Source organism: Marinobacterium sedimentorum, assembly GCF_024267675.1.
GTDB classification, from domain to species: domain Bacteria; phylum Pseudomonadota; class Gammaproteobacteria; order Pseudomonadales; family Balneatricaceae; genus Marinobacterium_A; species Marinobacterium_A sedimentorum.
This window is the reverse complement of the sequence record NZ_JALDYX010000052.1, coordinates 1-19,375: the sequence shown is the minus strand read 5'-3', so window position 1 is coordinate 19,375 and position 19,375 is coordinate 1. Positions and strand designations below refer to the sequence as shown.

Genomic DNA, 19,375 nt, shown 5'->3' with positions numbered 1-19,375 from the left:
CGGTGCTGCACCCTACAAGGGCCTGAAGGAAATCAAGGGTCAGGCGTAAGCCGGCTCTGCGGCAGACGCTCCTTTAACGGGAGTACCTGCAGATAAAACGCCCCGTTACCCCCAGGGTAGCGGGGCGTTTTTTCCATCCGCTGAATTCGATATGTTTGCGATTTTTCAGGCTTTGTACCCCAACCGCCTGTAGCTGTATCAGGCGCCTTTGCCTGGCCCCTGTGGCAGCAAGGCAAGAAGGGCGGGACTGCGGCATCGAGTGTGTTACATTCAACTATTCCATTGTCAGGCAAAAGGATTTCCACGCGCCTTGCGCCGACAAACAACACCTTTTTCTGTCCGGCTCAGGCCGGGATCTTGCCGGAGTGTATCTTGTTTCGTTGGCTCATAACCCTCCTGGTGGTACTGGTGCTTGCACTGCAGTACCGTCTCTGGTTTGGCGAGGCAAACCTGCGGGAGGTGCTGGCGTTGCGCCAGGCCATCAGCACGCAGCAGCAGGATAACGAAAAACTGCTGGAGCGAAATCGTCAGCTGGAGGCAGAAGTACAGGACCTGAAGAAGGGCCTGGCCGCGCTGGAAGAGCGTGCCCGCAGTGAGATGGGCATGATTCGCGAGGATGAAACCTTTATTCAGTTGATTGAACCCCGTAGCGGATCCGCTCAATGACCCCTGATAATTTACAATTCCCCACCGATTTTTGCTGGCTCCATGGTGAGCCGGCCGTCAGCGCCGAGATACGGCATGAAAATGCCGATTTTCAGGTTTTTGAACAGCTCGGGTTCGAACCCGAGGGCGAAGGCGAACACGTTTTTCTGTATATCCGTAAAAATGGCGAGAACACCGACTGGGTTGCCCGCCAACTGGCGGGTTTCTGCCAGGTGTCACCGCGCGAAGTCAGTTATTCCGGCAAGAAAGATCGTCACGCCGTTACCGAACAATGGTTCTGTATCCGGCTGGGTGTGCACCGCAACATGACCTGGAGTCTATTTGGCGGCGACAGCGTTGAAGTACTAAAGGCTGTGCGTCATCCGCGCAAGCTGCGTCTGGGTGTGCATCGCAGCAATCGTTTTCGTCTGCGCCTCACGCAAGTCAGTGATATGGATGCGCTGGAGCAGCGCTTTGCACGGCTTGCCGAGGGTGTGCCGAACTACTTCGGCGAGCAGCGTTTTGGTTTCGGGTTTGGCAATATTCAAAAGGGTGTCGCCCTGATCCGCGGTGAATTGAAGGAGCGCCAGCGCCACAAGAAAGGTCTGTACCTGTCGGCGGTGCGCTCCTGGCTGTTCAACCATTTGCTGAGCCAGCGTATCGCAGAGGGTCGCTGGGCGAGCATTATGCCCGGCGATGTGCTGATGCTGGATGGTAGCAACAGCTGTTTCGCCGCCGAGGCTGAGCTGGATGATCTTGCCCGGCGCCTGGCCAGCGCAGATCTGGATCTGACCGGCCCCATGCCTGGCCTGGCCGGGCGTTTGCTCGGCGGTCAGGCGGCGATCTGGGAAGGTGAAACCCTGGCCGCGTGGCAGTCGCTGATCGATGATCTGACACGGCTGGGGTTGCGCTCCGAACGTCGCAGTCTGCGGCTGCGGCCACAGGGGCTTGCGATGCAACGCGAATCTGACCGACAATGCTGGCTTGAATTCGAGCTTCCGGCCGGTGCTTTTGCCACCAGCGTGCTACGGGAGCTGTGCCATTTTCGTGTATCGCGCCCCGCGACAGGCCAGAGCACTGATGATTAAAGTACTGATTTCCAATGATGATGGCGTTTATGCGCCTGGGCTTGCCGCACTGGCCGAGGCCCTCGCCAAGGTAGCCGAGATTCAGGTGGTAGCACCGGATCGCAACCGCAGTGGCGCCAGCAACTCGCTGACCCTTGATCGCCCGCTGGAAGCCCATCACCACCACAACGGTTATATCAGCCTGAACGGTACACCGACGGACTGTGTGCATATGGGTGTGTGTGGGATTTTCGGCATGGTGCCCGACCTGGTGGTGTCCGGTATCAATGCCGGCTCCAACCTCGGCGACGATGTGCTCTATTCGGGCACGGTGGCGGCGGCCACCGAGGGGCGTTCGATGTCGCTGCCGCCCATCGCCGTGTCCCTGGCCGGCCATCAGCCTGAGCACTACGCCACGGCGGCGGAAGTGGTGGCGAATCTGGTGCGCGATATCGACAGCCTGAAGCTGGCGCCGCGCACGGTACTGAACGTCAATGTGCCGGATGTGCCTATGAACGAGATCAAGGGCGTGCATGTGACGCGTCTGGGTCATCGTGAAATGGCCAGTGGCCCCGTGGCATCGGTGGACCCGCGTGGCTGTACGCGTTACTGGGTCGCCGGTGCCGGTCAGGTGGCGGATCGGGAGCCTGGAACGGACTTCTATGCGGTGGAGCAGGGGTTTGTGTCCATTACGCCGATACAGATCGATATGACCCAGTACGCCGGCATGGACAGTCTGGCAACCTGGCTAGAGGAGTCACAGTGAGTGATGTAAACCTGCAGGGTATAGGCATGACCTCCAGGCGCACCCGCGAGCGCCTGATCCAGCGCCTGCGCGAGCAGGGCATCGCCAGCGAGGCGGTACTGGATGTTATCCGGGATACGCCGCGGCATATTTTCATCGATGAAGCTCTGGCGCACCGTGCCTATGAAGATACGGCGCTGCCCATCGGTTTTAATCAGACCATTTCCCAGCCCTATATAGTGGCGCGCATGACCGAGCTGCTGCTCGAGGATGGTCCCTGCGAGAAGGTGCTGGAAATCGGTACCGGGTCTGGCTACCAGACAGCCGTGCTGGCGCCGCTGGTGGGTCATGTATACAGCCTTGAGCGTATCCGCCCGCTGCAGGAAAAGGCACGCAAGCGCATGAGCCTGCTGAAGCTGCACAACGCCCAGTTGCGTCACAGTGACGGTGGCATGGGCTGGCCTGCCCAGGCGCCCTTTGATGGCATCCTGGTAACTGCGGCCCCGGAAGTGGTCCCCGATGAGCTGCTGATGCAGCTGGCTATCGGCGGGCGTCTGGTGATTCCCGTGGGTGGCAGCGGCGGTCAGAAACTCAAGCGCATCCGGCGTACCGGCGAGAACCAGTTCGATACTCAGGAATTGCTGGCGGTAAAGTTCGTACCCCTGGTAAGTGGCACTATTCGTTAAGGAATCAAGCATGAAGCAGTCGCGTAATGGGTTCCAATACCTATTGCTGGCCGTAAAGGGAATGTTGATGGGGGCGGCCGATGCCGTTCCGGGTGTATCCGGCGGGACCATTGCCTTCATTAGCGGTATTTACGAAGAACTTATTCATTCACTGCGCAGTTTTGACATAGCTGCGCTCCGGCTGCTGTTTACTCGAGGGCCGGCCGCCGCCTGGCAGCATGTGAACGGCACCTTTCTGCTGGTGCTGTTCGGCGGTATTTTGCTGAGTCTGCTGAGCCTGTCGCGGCTGGTGCTGTTTTTGCTTGAAACCCATGCGCCGCTGCTTTGGTCGTTTTTTTTTGGTCTGATCGTCGCGTCCATGTGGAGCCTGTGCCGCGCGGTGCCCAGATGGCACAGCAGCTTGCTGGTGTCCTTTGCCACAGGCGCGGTAGTGGCTTATGCCGTGACCCAGGTGACGCCCTCGGCACTGGAAGCCACGCCGCTGTTTGTGTTTTTCAGCGGCATGATTGCCATCTGCGCCATGATTCTGCCGGGTATCTCCGGTAGTTTCATTCTGCTGCTGCTGGGCATGTATACGCCCATCATGCTGGCGATTCAGGGGCTGCAATTTTTGACGCTGGGGCTCTTTGGCGCCGGCTGTGCGGTCGGGTTGCTGGCGTTCTCCCGGGTGCTGGACTGGGCTTTTAGCCACCACCGCACAAGCACGCTGGCCTTGCTGGGCGGCTTTATGCTTGGCTCCCTGGGCAAGGTGTGGCCCTGGAAGTACACCACCGCCTACGCCATTAACCGCCACGGTGGTGAAGTGCCCCTGGTGCAGGAAAATGTGATGCCGGGCAGCTTTGAAATGCTCACAGGGCAGGATCCTGCGCTGGTCGCAGCGCTGGGCCTGATGCTTCTCGGTGTGGTGCTGGTACTGTTGATGGACCGGATTGGCCGGGCGAACCGGCCATGACGCACTAGGGGCTTGCAGTGACGCAGGGAATGGGAAAGTTCGTTCTTGTTCTGATTGTCATCTTCGGGCTTGGGGCCTGTAGCGGCGGCTATGCGCCTGTGGCGGAGCGCTCCATCAATAGCAGCAGCAGGAACAGCAATAGTCTTCCATTACCGGCATCCGGCTCTTACCGGGTGCGCAAGGGCGATACCCTCTACTCCATCGCCTGGCGTTACAGTCTGGATTATCGTGAGCTGGCCCGTCTCAATAATATCGATTCACGTTATCTCATCTATGTGGGCCAGGCACTGCGCCTGCAAGGCGCTCAACCTGCTGTCACTAAAACATCACCGGCCAGGGCTAGTCTGCCTCTGGTTGTGGTGCCTCTTAGTGGCGATGGCAGCGACGGCGCGGGCAGTGGCACCGCACAGGCTGGCTCCACTGGCAGTAACGCCGTATCCGTGCAGGACAAACCCCGTGCACCGACTACTGCAGTGCGTGCACCCGTCAAGCCACAGGTTGTCCCTGCACAGAAACTAACCTGGCGCTGGCCCGCAGAAGGACCGCTGCTGAATGGTTTTTCCAGTACCGCGACCAAGGGTATCAATATCGCTGGCAAGGCGGGTGATCCGGTGATCGCGGCGGGCCCAGGGCGGGTGGTGTACGCCGGTGACGGTTTGCGCGGCTATGGAATTCTGGTGATCATAAATCACAATCAGGAGTTCCTCAGTGCCTATGCGCATAACAGTCGCGTATTCGTCAAAGAAAATGATATGGTTAATGGCGGTGACAAAATAGCCGAAGTAGGTAGCAGCGGAGCTGCCAGGGATATGCTCCATTTTGAAATTAGACGGGATGGACAACCCGTCGATCCGTTGCGATATCTGCCCAAACGATAGAACATAATAAGAAACATCGGTGCCTGTCTGGCAGTGGGGTTGGGTGTATGGAAAACGTTAATAACAAGGATTATGACGTGCCTGAAGACGTTTTTGAGCGGGGTTTTGAAAGCGACGATTCCAATGACGACGATGCAGATTCCAATGACACTGATGTGTCTGAGGATAGCAGCGACGAAAAGGAACCCGCATTTCTTAACAGTGGACGCGGGCGCGGTAGCCTTGCCCACAAGGACCTGATGAATGCCAAGTCACTGGATGCGACGCAGCTTTATCTGAATGAAATCGGCTTCTCGCCATTACTGACGGCGGAGGAAGAGGTTTATTTTTCCCGTCTAGCTCTAAAGGGCTGCGAAAAGTCCCGCAAGCGCATGATCGAGAGCAACCTGCGCCTGGTGGTCAAGATCGCCCGGCGTTATCTGAACCGTGGTCTGTCCCTGCTGGATCTGATTGAAGAGGGCAACCTGGGTCTGATTCGCGCGGTTGAGAAATTCGACCCCGAGCGAGGTTTCAGATTCTCGACCTACGCCACCTGGTGGATTCGCCAGACCATTGAACGCGCCATCATGAACCAGACGCGCACCATTCGTCTGCCCATTCATGTGGTCAAGGAACTCAATGTCTACCTGCGGGTTGCGCGCGAGTTGGCCCAGAAGCTGGACCATGAGCCCTCCGCCGAGGAAATTGCCGCCAAGGTCGACAAGCCGGTGGAAACCGTGGAGCGGATGCTCGGCCTGAACGAGCGTATCAGCTCGGTGGATATTCCGGTGGGCAAGGACTACGACAAATCACTGCTCGATACCATTCCTGATCAGGAAAATTGCGATCCGGCCAGTTTGCTGCAAAGCACCAATATCAGCGGCAACCTTGAGAAATGGCTTAATGCGCTGCCCGACAAGCACGCTGAGGTACTGTCACGACGTTTTGGCCTGCGTGGCTACGAGATGAGCACGCTGGAAGAGGTGGGTAGTGAGATTGGCCTGACCCGAGAGCGGGTGCGGCAGATCCAGGTTGAGGCGTTGCGCAAGCTGCGTGAAATCGTCGAGAAGAACGGCCTGACCGGCGAAGACCTGCTGAAGTAAGCTTCAAGGCGAAAAATGCCAATGAAAAAACGGGAAATGGACTCAATGCCATTTCCCGTTTTTTACGTCTGAAAAGCGGTTAGCGTTCCAGCAGTTTCAGTTTGTCGGGTTTGCCGTTCCAGTCATCGGCATCTTCTGGCGCGGCCTTTTTCAATGCGATATTGGGCCAGATCTCCGCCAGATCCGCGTTCAGTTCCACATAGATCTGCTGCTCGTCGCTCAGGTCGTCATCCTGCAGGATCGCATCGGCCGGGCACTCCGGCTCGCAGAGGCCGCAGTCGATGCACTCGTCCGGGTGTATCACCAGAAAATTGGGCCCTTCATAAAAACAGTCGACGGGGCACACCTCGACGCAGTCAGTGTATTTGCATCGAATGCAGTTCTCGGTTACGACAAAAGTCATGCTTGAACCTCCCGTGGCAGATTGGCCTGATGGTGGCTGACAGTATAGATCACCCCGTGCGCGCAATGGCACGGGGTGGCAGGGCTCAGACGCCGGCCAGGGTTCTGAGCTGATAGAGCATTTCCAGCGCTTCGCGCGGACTGAGGTCATCCGGATTCAGCGTCTGCAGGCGCTCGACGGCGGGGTTGGTCGGTGCCTCGACGAACATGTCGTTCTGCACCGGGGCGTTTTTCTGCGCCTGGCGTTGCTGCAGCTGATTCGATTCCTTCTCCAGGCTTATCAGGGTATTGCGGGCCTGCTGAATCACCTTGCGGGGAATGCCCGCCAGCTGTGCGACCTGCAGACCGTAACTCTGGCTGGCGGGGCCCTCGCGCACTTCGTGCATGAAGACGATATGGTCGTTGTGTTCCACGGCGGTCAGATGCACGTTAAACACGCCGGCGGACTGCTCCGGCATGGCCGTCAGCTCGAAGTAATGGGTCGCGAACAGCGTCAGCGCCTTGACCTCGCCGACCAGGTGGCGGGCACAGGCCCAGGCCAGCGACAGGCCGTCGAAGGTGCTGGTGCCGCGGCCCACTTCGTCCATGAGCACCAGGCTCTGGTGGGTGGCGTTGTGCAGGATGTTGGCGGTTTCGGTCATCTCCACCATAAAGGTAGAGCGCCCGCCGGCCAGATCGTCTGACGAGCCCATGCGCGTGAAGATGCGATCCACAATGCCGATGCGGGCCGAGGTCGCCGGCACATAGCTGCCGATATGGGCCAGCAGGGTGATGAGTGCAGCCTGGCGCATGTAGGTGGACTTGCCGCCCATGTTGGGGCCGGTAATGATCAGCATGCGCCGTTCCGGATCCAGTTGCAGGTCGTTGGCAACGAAAGGCTCATCCATCACGGCTTCGACCACCGGGTGGCGTCCGCCCTCAATGGTGATACCGGGCTCTTCCACCAGTTGGGGTGCGCTGAAATTCAGGCTCAGGGCGCGTTCGGCCAGGTTGGTCAGCACGTCGAGCTCGGCGATGGCGGAGGCCGAGTCCTGCAGCGGCGCCAGCTGTTCTGCCAGAGTCTCGATCAGCTCCTCATAGAGCCCTTTTTCCCGTGCCAGTGCGCGGCTCCTGGCGCTCAGTGCCTTGTCCTCGAATTCCTTCAGCTCCGGGGTGATAAAGCGCTCGGCATTTTTCAGAGTCTGGCGGCGTATGTAGTCGACCGGCACATCCCTGGCCTGGGCCTTGGATATCTCGATAAAATAGCCGTGCACACGGTTATAGCCGACTTTCAGGGTGCTGATGCCGGTGGTTTCGCGCTCCCGCGTTTCGATCTTTACCAGATAGTCGCCGGCATTCTCGCTGATGGCGCGCAGCTCATCGAGTTCGCTGTCGTAACCCTCGGCAATCACGCCGCCATCACGGATAACCACCGGCGGATTGTCGATGATGGCACGCTGCAGCAGATCGGCCAGCTGTGGAAATTCGCTGATCTGCAGCCCGAGTTCGGTGATATGGGGGCAGCCGTCGGTGCGGATCTGCTGTTGCAGCCCCGGCAGTATGGCCAGGGCGTGTTTGAGTCGCTCCAGATCCCGCGGGCGGGCCGAGCGCAGCGCGATGCGTGACAGTATGCGTTCAATATCGCCGATTTGCTTGAGCTGCGGGCCAAGGTCCTCGTAGCGGTATTCCTGCTGCAGCCATTGTATCGATTGCTGGCGCGCCAGCAGAGTGTTGCGACAGCGCAGCGGGCGGTTCAGCCAGCGGCGCAGCATGCGACTGCCCATGGGCGTGCGGGCCTGGTCCATCACCGCTGCCAGGGTATTCTCGCGCCCGCCGGCCAGGTTCAGGTCGATCTCCAGATTGCGCCTTGTGGCGGCATCCAGCAGCACGCTGTCGTTTTGCTGTTCAACCTGAATGCGGCGAATATGCGGCAGGGCGCCGCGCTGGGTATCCCGTGCATACTGCAGCAGGCAGCCCGCCGCCGCCAGTGCTACCGGCAGATGGTCGCAGCCGAAGCCCGACAGGTCATGGGTGTTGAACTGCTGGCACAGCAGGCGTTCGGCCGTATCCAGTTCAAAATTCCATGGCGCCTGGGGACGCTGGCCGGGGCGCTGTTCCAGCAGGGCGGCAAGCGTGCTTTCCTCGTTATACAGAATCTCGGCGGGCTTTAAGCGTTCCAGCTCGGCGCGCAGGCTGTCATGGCCGCTGATCTGCATCAGGCTGAAGCGGCCTGCGCTCATGTCCAGAATGGCCAGGCCAATCTCGGCCTCCCGCTGCTCCAGCGCAACGATCAGGTTATCCCGGTGTTCATCCAGCAGCGACTCGTCGGTGAGCGTGCCCGGGGTGACGATGCGCATCACCTTGCGCTCCACCGGCCCCTTGCTGGTGGCCGGATCCCCGACCTGTTCGCAGATGGCGACCGACTCGCCGGCGCGCACGATCTTGGCGATATAGCTGTCGGCGGCGTGATAGGGAATACCCGCCATGGGAATCGGATTGCCGCCGGACTTGCCCCGGGCCGTCAGCGAAATGCCGAGCAGCTCCGATGCCTTGCGGGCATCATCATGGAACAGCTCGTAAAAATCGCCCATGCGATAGAACAGCAGCTGATCCGGATGATCTGCCTTAAGGCGAAGATACTGCTGCATCATGGGTGTGTGCTGGTCGAGAGTGCCGGGCTGAATGCTCATGGGGATACTAGTGGCCTGGAGTTAAACCCCCGGGTCGCGGGCGACACGGGTTGCTGAAAGAACAATGGGCCACGCATTTTACGTGATTCGGCGGCTGATTCGTAGCGCGCAGGCGCGTTGCCGGTGGGGGTTTGTACGTCAAGGTTGGCGCAGCCGCTTGAATGACCGCGTGGGAGGGCGTTTTCGGGCCTGCGCCTGGATGGAAGACGAAGCCGCCAGCTTCGATGTCGCCAAGCGCATCCGGTAAAAGCGCCTTTCTACCCTTATCCCGGGTGTCTAGATACCGACGCCAGTAAAGACAGGTCGGGCCAGGGCAGGATGCGGCCAGTGCTGCCGTATCCGCCGGCCGTGGGCGCAAAGTCTGTCGTCAGGTCGCGGCAACTATTGCTCAGAGTCCGACATCCTTGACGTTTTCCATGACCACGAAAGTGGTCGTCTGCTGCACATGCGGCAGCGCAGAGACCTCCTCGCCAAGCACCATGCGATAGGAGGCCATGTCTGTGGTGCGTATCTTCAGCAGGTAGTCGAATCCCCCCGCGATCATATGACATTGCTCCACGGCGGCAATCTTGACGACGGCTTCATTGAAGGCGGCCAGTGCCTTGCTGCCGGTGTTGCTGAGCGTCACCTGGACAAAGGCGATGTGGTTGCGCCCCAGCTTGTTTTGGTTCACCAGGGCGGTGTATCCCGTGATGTAGCCTTCCTCTTCAAGGCGGCGCATGCGCACTTGGCAGGGCGTCTTCGACAGGCCAACCCGGGCCGCGAGTTCAGTGACAGTGACCCGGGCGTTTGTCTGCAGCTCACTGATAATTTTCAGGTCTGTTCTGTCCATATTTCCCACTTTTTCCTCTTTATGTAGTCCATTGTTTTCATATATTGCGTCATTTTTGTTCTATCGGTCTACATCTGGCTGTAATACGGAGAAATTGACTTCCGGGGTTCGCGTAGACTCTGGCTATTGTCCGCTCGCATCCATCCGGGCTTGTCAGGAATGATCCGGTCAGCGAAGGCCGGGTCTGTTCCGGCGGGTGTCGAGCCGTGTCGCAAGCCGTTGCGATGGGTTCCAGGACAAAGATAACCCGCAGCTCTGTGCAGAGGTAGGTTCCATGCTCGAGATATGTGCTCCATCAAAGCAAAGGGTACTGGATCAACTGGCAGAGGCTTTCCATGCCAGGCTGGATGGGCAGGATGCCTGCTCCCTGGTGCGTTTCGCACAGCAGTTCTACAGTGTGTCGGCTTCCCGGGATCTGAACGATGCCGGTATAGAGCGCCTCTATGCCAAGGTACTGTGCTACTGGAACAGCATCCAGGTCTTCGATGCGGCAGGTCCCAGGATCGAGCTGTTCAACCCGGGCTTCGAGAAGCAGGGCTGGCATTCGAGCCATACGGTGGTGCAGGTGCATAACCTGGACATGCCCTTCCTGGTGGATTCGGTGCGCATGGCGCTGCACCGGCAGGGACTGGCGATCCATGCGATCAACAACTGTGTGATTAGGGTCGAGCGCGATCCGACGGGGCAGTTGCTGGCGCTGACCGAGCCGGGCGCCGGGCAGGGCAGGGGGCAGGCCGAGTCGGTCATTCAGCTGGAAATCGACCGCCACACCGACCCCGGCAAGCTGCAGCGCATTGCTGAGTCGCTGCAGGCGGTACTGGCCGATGTCGTCGCGGCCGTGACGGATTATCCTGCCATGGCGTCGCAGGTCGGGCGGGTGAAGCTGGCCATCGGCGGCGAGGCTGAGACCGACAGCTTTCAGACGCACGTCAAAGAATTCCTGGACTGGCTGCTGGATGACCATTTTGTGTTTCTGGGATACCAGCGGCGATCTGTCAGGGTAGAGCAGGGGGGCGTGGTTATCCTGGACGATCCGGGCGCTTTCCTGGGTACGTTGCGCCTCGGCGCCGCTGCGTCCGACCCGGCGCTGGCCGGTGTCGACCGTCCCGGCGCTGTGCTCACCGATCTGATCGGCTTTGCCAAGGAAGATCAGCGTTCGCGCGTGCACCGCCCCGCCTACCAGGATGTGATCCGCATCCGCCAGTTCGACGGCGAAGGCAAAGCGGTTGCCGAGCATCGCTTCCTTGGGCTCTATACCTCAGCCGTCTATGCTGACGCGCCCGAGCAGATTCCGCTGGTTCGACAGAAGGTCAGGACCGTACTGGAAGGTACCGGTTTCGAGCCTGGCGGCCACAGTTACAGGCAGGTGCAGCAGATTCTCAAACAGATGCCCCGCGATGAGCTGCTGCTGGCGAGCGCCGAGGAGTTGCGGGTCCTTGCCATGGGAATCTTCGATCTGCAGGAGCGTCGCAAGGCTTCGCTGTTTATACGGCGGGACGATGCAGGGCGTTATTACTCCTGTCTCTATCTGGTTCCGCGAGATCTCTATAACACGGCGTTGCGGGAAAAGGTGCAGGCCATCCTGGCAGAAGGGCTGGGGGCGGTCGATGTGGAGATGTCTGCCGGTGGCGCTGAATCCATGCTGTTGCGCACCCATTTCGTGGTTTATGTGAATTCGTCTGCGCCATGCACACCCGATCTGGCGGCGATTGAAGCCCGGGTGCTGGAAGCCTCGCGGTCCTGGGAGGAGGACCTGCAGCCGGATCTGGTCGAGGCCTTTGGGGAGGAGCAGGGAAGCCATGCGGCCAACCTGTTCCAGGGCGCCTTTCCATCCGCCTACAAGGAGCATTTCTCGTCGGGGAATGCGGTCTGCGACATTCAGCATATCCAGCAGCTGTCGGGCGAGTCCGATATAGCGCTGCGTTTCTACCGGCCGCTGGATCGGGAGGCGCAGGGACTGAAGTTCAAGCTATACAGCGGCGATACCCAGGTCGTGCTGTCCGATGTCATCCCGCTGCTCGAAAACCTGGGCATGCGGGTGCTGGGCGAGCACCCCTATATTGTCAGACGACGCGACGGCCAGCGCTACTGGATCGGCGACTTTAGTGTCAGCTGTCCTGCCCTGGACGTTGAAGACGCAGATCTTGAACAGGTCAAACCGCTGATTCAGGAGGCCTTCAGCCAGGTCTGGGCCGGGAAGGCGGACAGTGACGCCTTCAACCAGCTGGTCATGAGCGCAAGCCTGGGGTGGCGTGACGTTGCATTGCTGCGGGCCTATGCGCGCTACAACAAGCAGCTGCGTTTTGGCTTCAGCCACCCCTTTGTGGCCGCTACCCTGGTGCGCAATCTCGCCGTGACGCGACTGCTGGTGGCCCTGTTCCGGGCGAGGTTTGCGCCAGCGGATTTGGCGACTGACGAGCGGTACGCCGCCGCCGATAAAATCGAGCAGGATATTCGGGAGGCTCTGGAGTCTGTCGACAGCCTGGATGACGACCGTATCCTGCGTCGCTTCCTGGTACTGATCAAGGCCACGCTTCGCACCAACTATTTTCAGCGCGAGCCAAGTGGCGCCTTCAAGGCCTATTTATCGTTCAAGCTGGCCCCCCAGTCGATTCCCGATATCCCGTTGCCCAGGCCCATGTACGAGGTGTTTGTCTATTCACCCCAGGTGGAAGGCGTTCACCTGCGCGTGGGTAAAGTCGCGCGCGGCGGACTGCGCTGGTCCGACCGCATGGAGGATTATCGAACCGAGGTGCTGGGGCTGGTCAAGGCGCAGCAGGTCAAGAACTCCGTCATAGTGCCAATGGGCGCCAAGGGCTGCTTTATCGTCAAGCAGGCGCCGGTATCCGGCGGGCGTGAAGCGTTTCAGGCTGCTGGCGTGGCCGGCTACCGCACCTTTATCCGCGGGCTGCTGGACCTGACGGATAACCGCCTGGGCGGGAAAATATTGCCGCCGCCCGACGTGGTGCGACACGACGACGATGACCCTTATCTGGTGGTTGCCGCGGACAAGGGCACCGCCACCTTTTCCGATATCGCCAATGATATCTCGAACGACTATGGCTTCTGGCTCGGCGATGCGTTCGCCTCAGGAGGAAGCCAGGGCTACGATCACAAGAAAATGGGCATTACCGCCCGGGGGGCCTGGGAGTCGGTCAAGCGCCACTTTCGTGAACGCGATGTCGATACCCAGACCCAGGGGTTTTCCGTTCTGGGGATCGGGGACATGGGCGGGGATGTATTCGGCAACGGCATGCTGCTGTCCGAATCCATCAAACTGGTGGCCGCCTTCAACCACCTGCATATTTTTGTCGATCCCACGCCCGATGCGGGCCTCTCGCATGCAGAACGCAAGCGCCTGTTCGCCTTGCCCCGATCGTCCTGGGCGGACTATGACGCCAGCCTGATCAGTGCCGGCGGCGGGATTTTCCCGCGCAGCGCCAAATGGATTTATATCAGCCCGCAAATGCAGTCCGCCTTTGGTATCGAGGCGGATCGTCTTGCCCCCGGCGAGCTGATCAGTGCCTTATTGAAGGCGCCGGTCGACATGATCTGGAACGGCGGCATAGGCACCTACGTCAAGGCGAAGGACGAGAGCCATGAGGCCGTGGGGGACAAGGCCAACGACGGACTGAGGGTCAACGGGCGGGATTTGCGCGCCAAGGTGCTGGGTGAGGGCGGTAATCTGGGATTCACCCAGCGCGGGCGTATCGAGTTCGCCCGCAGGGGCGGGGCCGCCAACACCGACTTCATCGATAACGCCGGCGGTGTCGACTGCTCCGACCATGAGGTGAATATCAAGATCCTGCTGAACGAGCGGGTCCAGCAGGGGGACATGACCCTCAAACAGCGTAATCAGCTGCTGCGCGACATGACCGATGATGTCGCGGCTCTGGTACTGAAAAACAACTATCGCCAGGCCCAGGCGCTGAACATTGCCGATGCCTCGTCCTGCGAGCTGGTGGATGAGCATCTGCGCTTTATGCGCAGCCTCGAAAAAGCCGGCAAGCTGGATCGCGCGCTTGAGTTTCTGCCGTCCGACCGGGAGCTCCTGGCCCGCAAGGACAAGGGCCAGGGGCTGACCCGGCCCGAACTGGCGGTGCTTATTTCCTACGCCAAGATCGAACTCAAGCAGGTGCTGGTCGATTCCTGGATTACAGAGGACCCCTGTTTCGCGCGAGAGCTTGAAACCGCTTTTCCCCGGCGGCTGCAGGATGAATTTCCGGATGCGCTGCGCAACCACCGTCTGCGCCGTGAAATTGTGGCAACACAGATTGCCAATGATCTGGTCAATCGCATGGGCATCACTTTTGTGCACAGTGTTCGCAGTGCGACGGGGGCCGATTTTTCCCGCATTGCCGCCACTTACCTGATCGTGCGCGAGGTGTTCCGGGTGTCCCATCACTGGGATGCCATCGAGGCACTGGATGGTCAGGTATCATCCGCCACCCAGGTTGACATGATGCGGGAGCTGATCCGGCTGGTGCAGCGCGCAAGTTACTGGATTCTGCGGCAACGGCGTTACGACCTGGACCTGTCGGCGTGCGTCGCAGCATACCGGGACTCCCTGGCCGACGCCGTTTCCAGCCTTGAGCAGCTGAGTCGCATCATCCCCGAAGATCGCTGGCAGGAGAAGTTTGCGCGTTTCCGTGAACAGGCGGTTCCGGAGCTGCTGGCGGCCTGCTGTGCGTCGGCCGAGAGCCAGTACTGGCTGCTGGATATCATCGAGATCGCCCGTCATCGCGAGGTGGGGATCGTCGAAGTGGCATCGGCGTACTTTGTGTTGGGCGAGCGGCTCGATCTTGTCTGGCTCGATCGCCAGATCCTCGCCTTTACCGCGACCAGTCACTGGCAGGCAGTGGCGGCCAGCAGTTACCGCAACGAACTCGATGATCAGCTTCGGCTGTTGACCCAGCGGGTCTTCGAGGTGGAGCAGGACGATCAGAGCGCGCCTGGCATCTCTGCATTGCTGGAGCTGTGGTTCCGGCGCCAGCATCCCCTGCTTGAACGCTGGCGACAGACCCTGAACGAAATTCAGGGGATGAAGGTCACCGACTGTGCCGTTTTCTCGGTTGCCCTGCGGGTATTGCGGGAGCTGGCGTAACGCGCCCGGTTGAGCCTTGCCAGCGCCCGGGTGGCGGAGCCCCGCCGGCCTTGGCGCGTGCGTCAGCTGCGTGGTGCCAAGCAGGGATCTGTGTCAGGTCAAAGGTCGAATTCACCTTCTTTGTGGATTTTAGTGGCTAATAGTTACAAATGTATGTCCTAAAAAAGTTCAAAGAATTTGCTGTCTTGGGATCTATAGTAAATATGGATTTCCGTTAATGGCTAGAATGGTTAGATCAAAATTTAAACACCGAGGGGGAATAACGGATGAGCGAAAAAGCACAGTCTATGGTTGCATGCCGGCAGACCATTCGTGAGCACTATCTCGCCGATGAAACCGCGGTTGTCAAAGCGCTGGCCGCCAATGCCCGTATCTCCTCCGGTGAGCGCGCCCGCATTTCTGCCCGAGCGGCCGAACTGGTGCGCGATGTGCGCGCACATTCCACCCCGACCATGATGGAAAAGTTCCTGGCGCAGTACGGCTTGACGACCAAGGAAGGCGTGGCCCTGATGTGTCTGGCCGAGGCGCTGCTGCGCGTGCCGGACAGCACCACTATTGATGCGCTGATCGAAGACAAGATTTCATCCGGCAACTGGGGCGAGCACCGCGGGCAGTCCAGCTCTTCGCTGATCAACAGCTCCACCTGGGCGCTGCTTATTACCGGCAAGCTGCTGTCGCCGGTTGATCCGCTGGGGCTGGCCAATACCCTTCGTGGCATGCTCAAGCGCATGGGCGAGCCGGTGGTACGTACCGCTGTCGCACAGGCCATGAAGGAGATGGGGCGCCTGTTCGTGCTGGGACGCAACATCCAGGAAGCCATCAAGGGCGCGAAGAAGTATGAGTCGCGCGGCTACACCTACTCCTACGATATGCTGGGCGAGGCGGCTCGTACCGATGCGGATGCGCTGCGTTATCACCGTTCCTATGCCAATGCGATTGCGGCCCTGGCACCGAGTTGCGTACAGGACGAGATCCGCAAGAACCCCGGCATTTCAGTCAAATTGTCCGCCCTCCACCCGCGCTATGAGTACGGTCAGAAAGAGCGGGTGATGAACGAGCTCGTGCCCCGTACCCTGGAGCTGGCCCGCCAGGCCAAGGCCGCCAACATGGGCTTCAATATCGATGCTGAAGAGGCCGACCGGCTGGATCTGTCACTGGATGTGATCGAGGCGGTGCTGTCCGACGCTTCGCTGGCCGGCTGGGATGGCTTCGGTGTCGTGGTTCAGGCATTTGGGCCGCGTGCCGCCCACGTGCTCGACTGGCTCTACGCGCTGTCCAACAAGCTGGATCGGCGCATCATGGTGCGGCTGGTGAAAGGCGCCTACTGGGATGCGGAAATCAAGCGTGCCCAGGTAATGGGTCTGGACGGCTTCCCGGTCTTCACGCGCAAGGTCAACAGCGACCTGTCCTACATCGCCTGTGGCAAGAAACTGCTGGGCATGACGGACCGCATTTATCCGCAGTTCGCGACCCACAACGCCCACTCGGTGTCAGCTATCCTGGAACTGGCCCAGGGCCGGGACTGCTTTGAATTCCAGCGCCTGCATGGCATGGGCGAGTCGCTGCACGATGCCATCGTCAGCAAGAAACTGGCGCGCTGTCGTATTTACGCACCCGTGGGCGCTCACCAGGATCTGCTGGCCTATCTGGTGCGGCGTCTGCTCGAGAACGGCGCCAACAGTTCCTTCGTCAACCAGATCGTCGATACCCGCATCCAGCCCGAAGCGATTGCCCGGGATCCCTTCGATGCCGTCGAGGCCAAGGGGGATGCGCTGTCCAGCACGGCAATAGCGCGGCCTGCTGCGCTCTACGGTGACAAGCGTCGCAACGCCCGGGGCTGGGATATCACCAACCCGCTGGAAGTCGCGGTGATTGAAGCGGGTCGTGGCCAATTCAAGACCCACCAGTGGACAGGCGGGCCTGTGCTGGCCTGTGAGGTTCGGGGCGCCGAGGTTGAGGAAGTGCGCAATCCGGCCGATCCGCAGGATCTGGTGGGGCATGTCACCCAGGCGTCCAGCGAGGATATCGAGGGCGCCATTGCTGCGGCCCAGTCGGGCTTTGAGGCTTGGTCTGCACTATCGGTAGAGGAGCGAGGCGAGCGCATTCGCCGCGTGGGAGACCTGTTTGAAACTCACGCCCATGAGCTGTTTGCGCTGGCCACCCGGGAGGCGGGCAAGAGCCTGCTGGATGCCGTCGCCGAGATTCGCGAGGCCGTCGACTTTGCCCGTTACTATCCCAACGAAGCGATTCGTAACGAGGCCTTTGGGGGCGGTCGTGGTGTGATCGCCTGCATCTCGCCGTGGAACTTCCCGCTGGCCATCTTTGCCGGTCAGGTGCTCGCGGCTCTGGCAGCGGGCAATGCTGTTATCGCCAAGCCGGCCGGTCAGACGGCGCTGATCGCCGCTAGGGCGGTCGAACTGATGCATGAGGCCGGTATCCCCAAAGCGGCCATCCAGCTGTTGCCGGGTGCCGGCACTACGGTCGGTGCGGCTATTACCTCGGATGCACGCATTGCGGGCGTCTGCTTTACCGGGTCTACCGCCACGGCCCAGCGTATCAACAAGGTTATGGCCGACTCGATGGCCCCGGATGCGCCGCTGGTGGCCGAAACGGGTGGTCTGAACGTCATGGTTGTGGACTCGACGGCGCTGCCCGAACAGGTGATTCGCGATGTGCTGGCCTCGTCGTTCCAGAGTGCCGGACAGCGTTGCTCCGCCCTGCGAATGCTCTATGTGCAGAAGGATATAGCCGATCATCTGCTGGAAATGCTGTTCGGTGCCATGGATGAGCTGCGGGTGGGCAATCCCTGGCTGCTGTCCACCGATGTGGGCCCGGTGATCGATCAGGCGGCCAAGCAGAAGATCGAAGCGCACTGCGCCAAGTTCAAGGCCCAGGGTCGTGTACTCAAGGCGTTGCCCGTTCCAGACGAAGGGCTTTTCGTGGCGCCGACGGTGATCAGGCTCGAGGGCATCCAGGAGCTGGAGGAGGAGATCTTCGGGCCTGTGCTGCACATCGCCACCTTCGAGGCGAAAGAGATCGATCAGGTCATCGACCAGATCAATGCCAAGGGTTTTGGTCTGACTTTCGGCCTGCATACCCGTGTCGACAAGCGGGTGGAGCGGATTATCAATCGGGTCAAGGTCGGCAATATCTACGTCAACCGTAACCAGATTGGTGCCATTGTCGGTTCGCAGCCCTTTGGTGGCGAGGGGCTTTCGGGCACAGGTCCCAAGGCCGGTGGGCCTCAGTATGTACGCCGCTTCATGAAGTCAGACGCGGCGCGGGATACCGAGGTCGCCGCGGCTGGAACGGTCAGCGCCGCTCAGCTGCAGAATGCGATCGAAGGTCTGAATGGGAGCGACTGGGCTCTGGCCCGGGATCGTTCGCAGCGCCTTGCACCGGTCTTTGGTACGGTCCCCGCCGCCCTGGATGCCACTGCGGAAGAGATGCCGGGTCCGACCGGGGAGCTCAACCGGCTGTCCTGTCGTCCTCGCGGCGTCGTGCTCTGTCTGGGGCCGGACCGGGCATCCGCACTGAAGCAGGCTGGCATCGCCCTGTCGCAGGGCAACGCCGTGGTCGTTGTGGCGCCCGGTGCAGAACAGGCGCTGTCGGCCGCAACAGCCGCAGGCATTCCGGTACAGGGTCTGGATGGCCTGTTGCAGCCTAGTGCGCTGGAAACCGTAGTGGGTTTCGAGGCAATCGCCAGCGCGGCCGGGGACTCGACTTTGCGCGAGTACCGTGTCGCCCTGGCGCGCCGTGACGGTGCCCTGTTGCCGCTGATCACCGAGCAGAATGCGCCCGAGCGCTTCGTGATCGAGCGCCATCTCTGTGTCGACACCACGGCTGCCGGTGGCAATGCCAGCCTGATCGCCGCATCGGAATAGGTAATCAGAGAGCACCCGACAGCTGTGTCCTGCCTGCAGGGATGGAGACGGGCTACAGCTGTCGTTTTTCTTTTAACCTTATCGCAGGGGATATATGGAAAATCATTATTCAGACGTGGCAGATACCCAATCTGCCGGCTCTTGCAATCAGGATACCGCCTGGGGAGCGGAATGCGTCAAGGGCGAGTTCGCACGCTGGGATTTCCAGTGGGACCGGGATGAAGACGAAGCCTGCTTTATTCGGTCCTCCAACTAAGGAATTTGCCGAGCAACTGCCGCACCCCATTTTAATTTAACTAACAGGAGAATGATTACTTAATAACCCAGGAACATGGCGCCATAAAAACTATTACGCTAATGCTTTTACCCGATTGACCATTTGTCATTTTAATTGCTAGCGGACTGGATAAACCAGTGCTACTTGTCAGG

Annotated in this window: 12 protein-coding genes; 9 read left to right on the top strand and 3 right to left on the bottom strand. The window is 60.1% G+C overall.

What is annotated here, in order from left to right:
* Positions 1-372: 372 nt before the first annotated feature.
* The 7 genes from ftsB to rpoS are packed head-to-tail and all read left to right on the top strand — an operon-like array spanning position 373 to position 6,055.
* Positions 373-666 carry a cell division protein FtsB gene (gene ftsB / locus MRS74_RS22580; protein ID WP_067292974.1) on the top strand — a complete coding sequence of 98 codons (294 nt, stop codon included), beginning with the start codon at positions 373-375 and terminating at the stop codon, positions 664-666.
* Entirely contained in the window at positions 663-1,733 is a 1,071-nt protein-coding gene (gene truD, locus MRS74_RS22575; protein ID WP_254582548.1) for a tRNA pseudouridine(13) synthase TruD, read from the top strand. Before ftsB ends, truD begins: the two co-directional genes overlap by 4 nt.
* Positions 1,726-2,478, top strand: coding sequence for a 5'/3'-nucleotidase SurE (gene surE, locus MRS74_RS22570; protein ID WP_254582547.1), 753 nt, complete (start codon positions 1,726-1,728; stop codon positions 2,476-2,478). Before truD ends, surE begins: the two co-directional genes overlap by 8 nt.
* Positions 2,479-2,504: 26 nt before the next feature.
* A complete protein-coding gene (locus MRS74_RS22565; protein WP_254582549.1) occupies positions 2,505-3,143 on the top strand; it encodes a protein-L-isoaspartate(D-aspartate) O-methyltransferase in 639 nt (212 codons plus the stop codon).
* A 10-nt stretch (positions 3,144-3,153) separates the two neighbouring features.
* Positions 3,154-4,095, top strand: a complete 942-nt coding sequence (locus MRS74_RS22560; RefSeq protein ID WP_254582546.1) for a polyprenyl-phosphate transporter — start codon at positions 3,154-3,156, stop codon at positions 4,093-4,095.
* A 29-nt stretch (positions 4,096-4,124) separates the two neighbouring features.
* A complete protein-coding gene (locus MRS74_RS22555) occupies positions 4,125-4,973 on the top strand; it encodes a peptidoglycan DD-metalloendopeptidase family protein (protein WP_254582545.1) in 849 nt (282 codons plus the stop codon).
* A 47-nt stretch (positions 4,974-5,020) separates the two neighbouring features.
* A complete protein-coding gene (gene rpoS / locus MRS74_RS22550) occupies positions 5,021-6,055 on the top strand; it encodes an RNA polymerase sigma factor RpoS (RefSeq protein ID WP_254582544.1) in 1,035 nt (344 codons plus the stop codon).
* A gap of 79 nt (positions 6,056-6,134) precedes the next feature.
* Here the strand turns inward: rpoS and fdxA are convergent, their stop codons facing one another.
* The 3 genes from fdxA to MRS74_RS22535 all read right to left on the bottom strand — a co-directional run bounded on the left by fdxA (position 6,135) and on the right by MRS74_RS22535 (position 9,958).
* Entirely contained in the window at positions 6,135-6,458 is a 324-nt protein-coding gene (fdxA, locus tag MRS74_RS22545; RefSeq protein WP_254582543.1) for a ferredoxin FdxA, read from the bottom strand.
* A gap of 85 nt (positions 6,459-6,543) precedes the next feature.
* Positions 6,544-9,126 (bottom strand): DNA mismatch repair protein MutS, encoded by a 2,583-nt coding sequence (gene mutS, locus MRS74_RS22540; protein ID WP_254582542.1) that lies wholly within the window; start codon positions 9,124-9,126, stop codon positions 6,544-6,546.
* A 388-nt stretch (positions 9,127-9,514) separates the two neighbouring features.
* Positions 9,515-9,958: an Lrp/AsnC family transcriptional regulator gene (locus MRS74_RS22535; RefSeq protein ID WP_256558049.1), complete on the bottom strand. Its 444-nt coding sequence runs from the start codon at positions 9,956-9,958 to the stop codon at positions 9,515-9,517.
* Between the two features lie 274 nt (positions 9,959-10,232).
* Between MRS74_RS22535 and MRS74_RS22530 the strand changes: the two genes are divergently transcribed.
* A complete protein-coding gene (locus MRS74_RS22530) occupies positions 10,233-15,062 on the top strand; it encodes an NAD-glutamate dehydrogenase (protein ID WP_254582540.1) in 4,830 nt (1,609 codons plus the stop codon).
* A 266-nt stretch (positions 15,063-15,328) separates the two neighbouring features.
* Complete coding sequence (putA, locus tag MRS74_RS22525) at positions 15,329-18,946, top strand: bifunctional proline dehydrogenase/L-glutamate gamma-semialdehyde dehydrogenase PutA (RefSeq protein ID WP_254582539.1); 3,618 nt, start codon at positions 15,329-15,331, stop codon at positions 18,944-18,946.
* Positions 18,947-19,375: the final 429 nt, after the last annotated feature.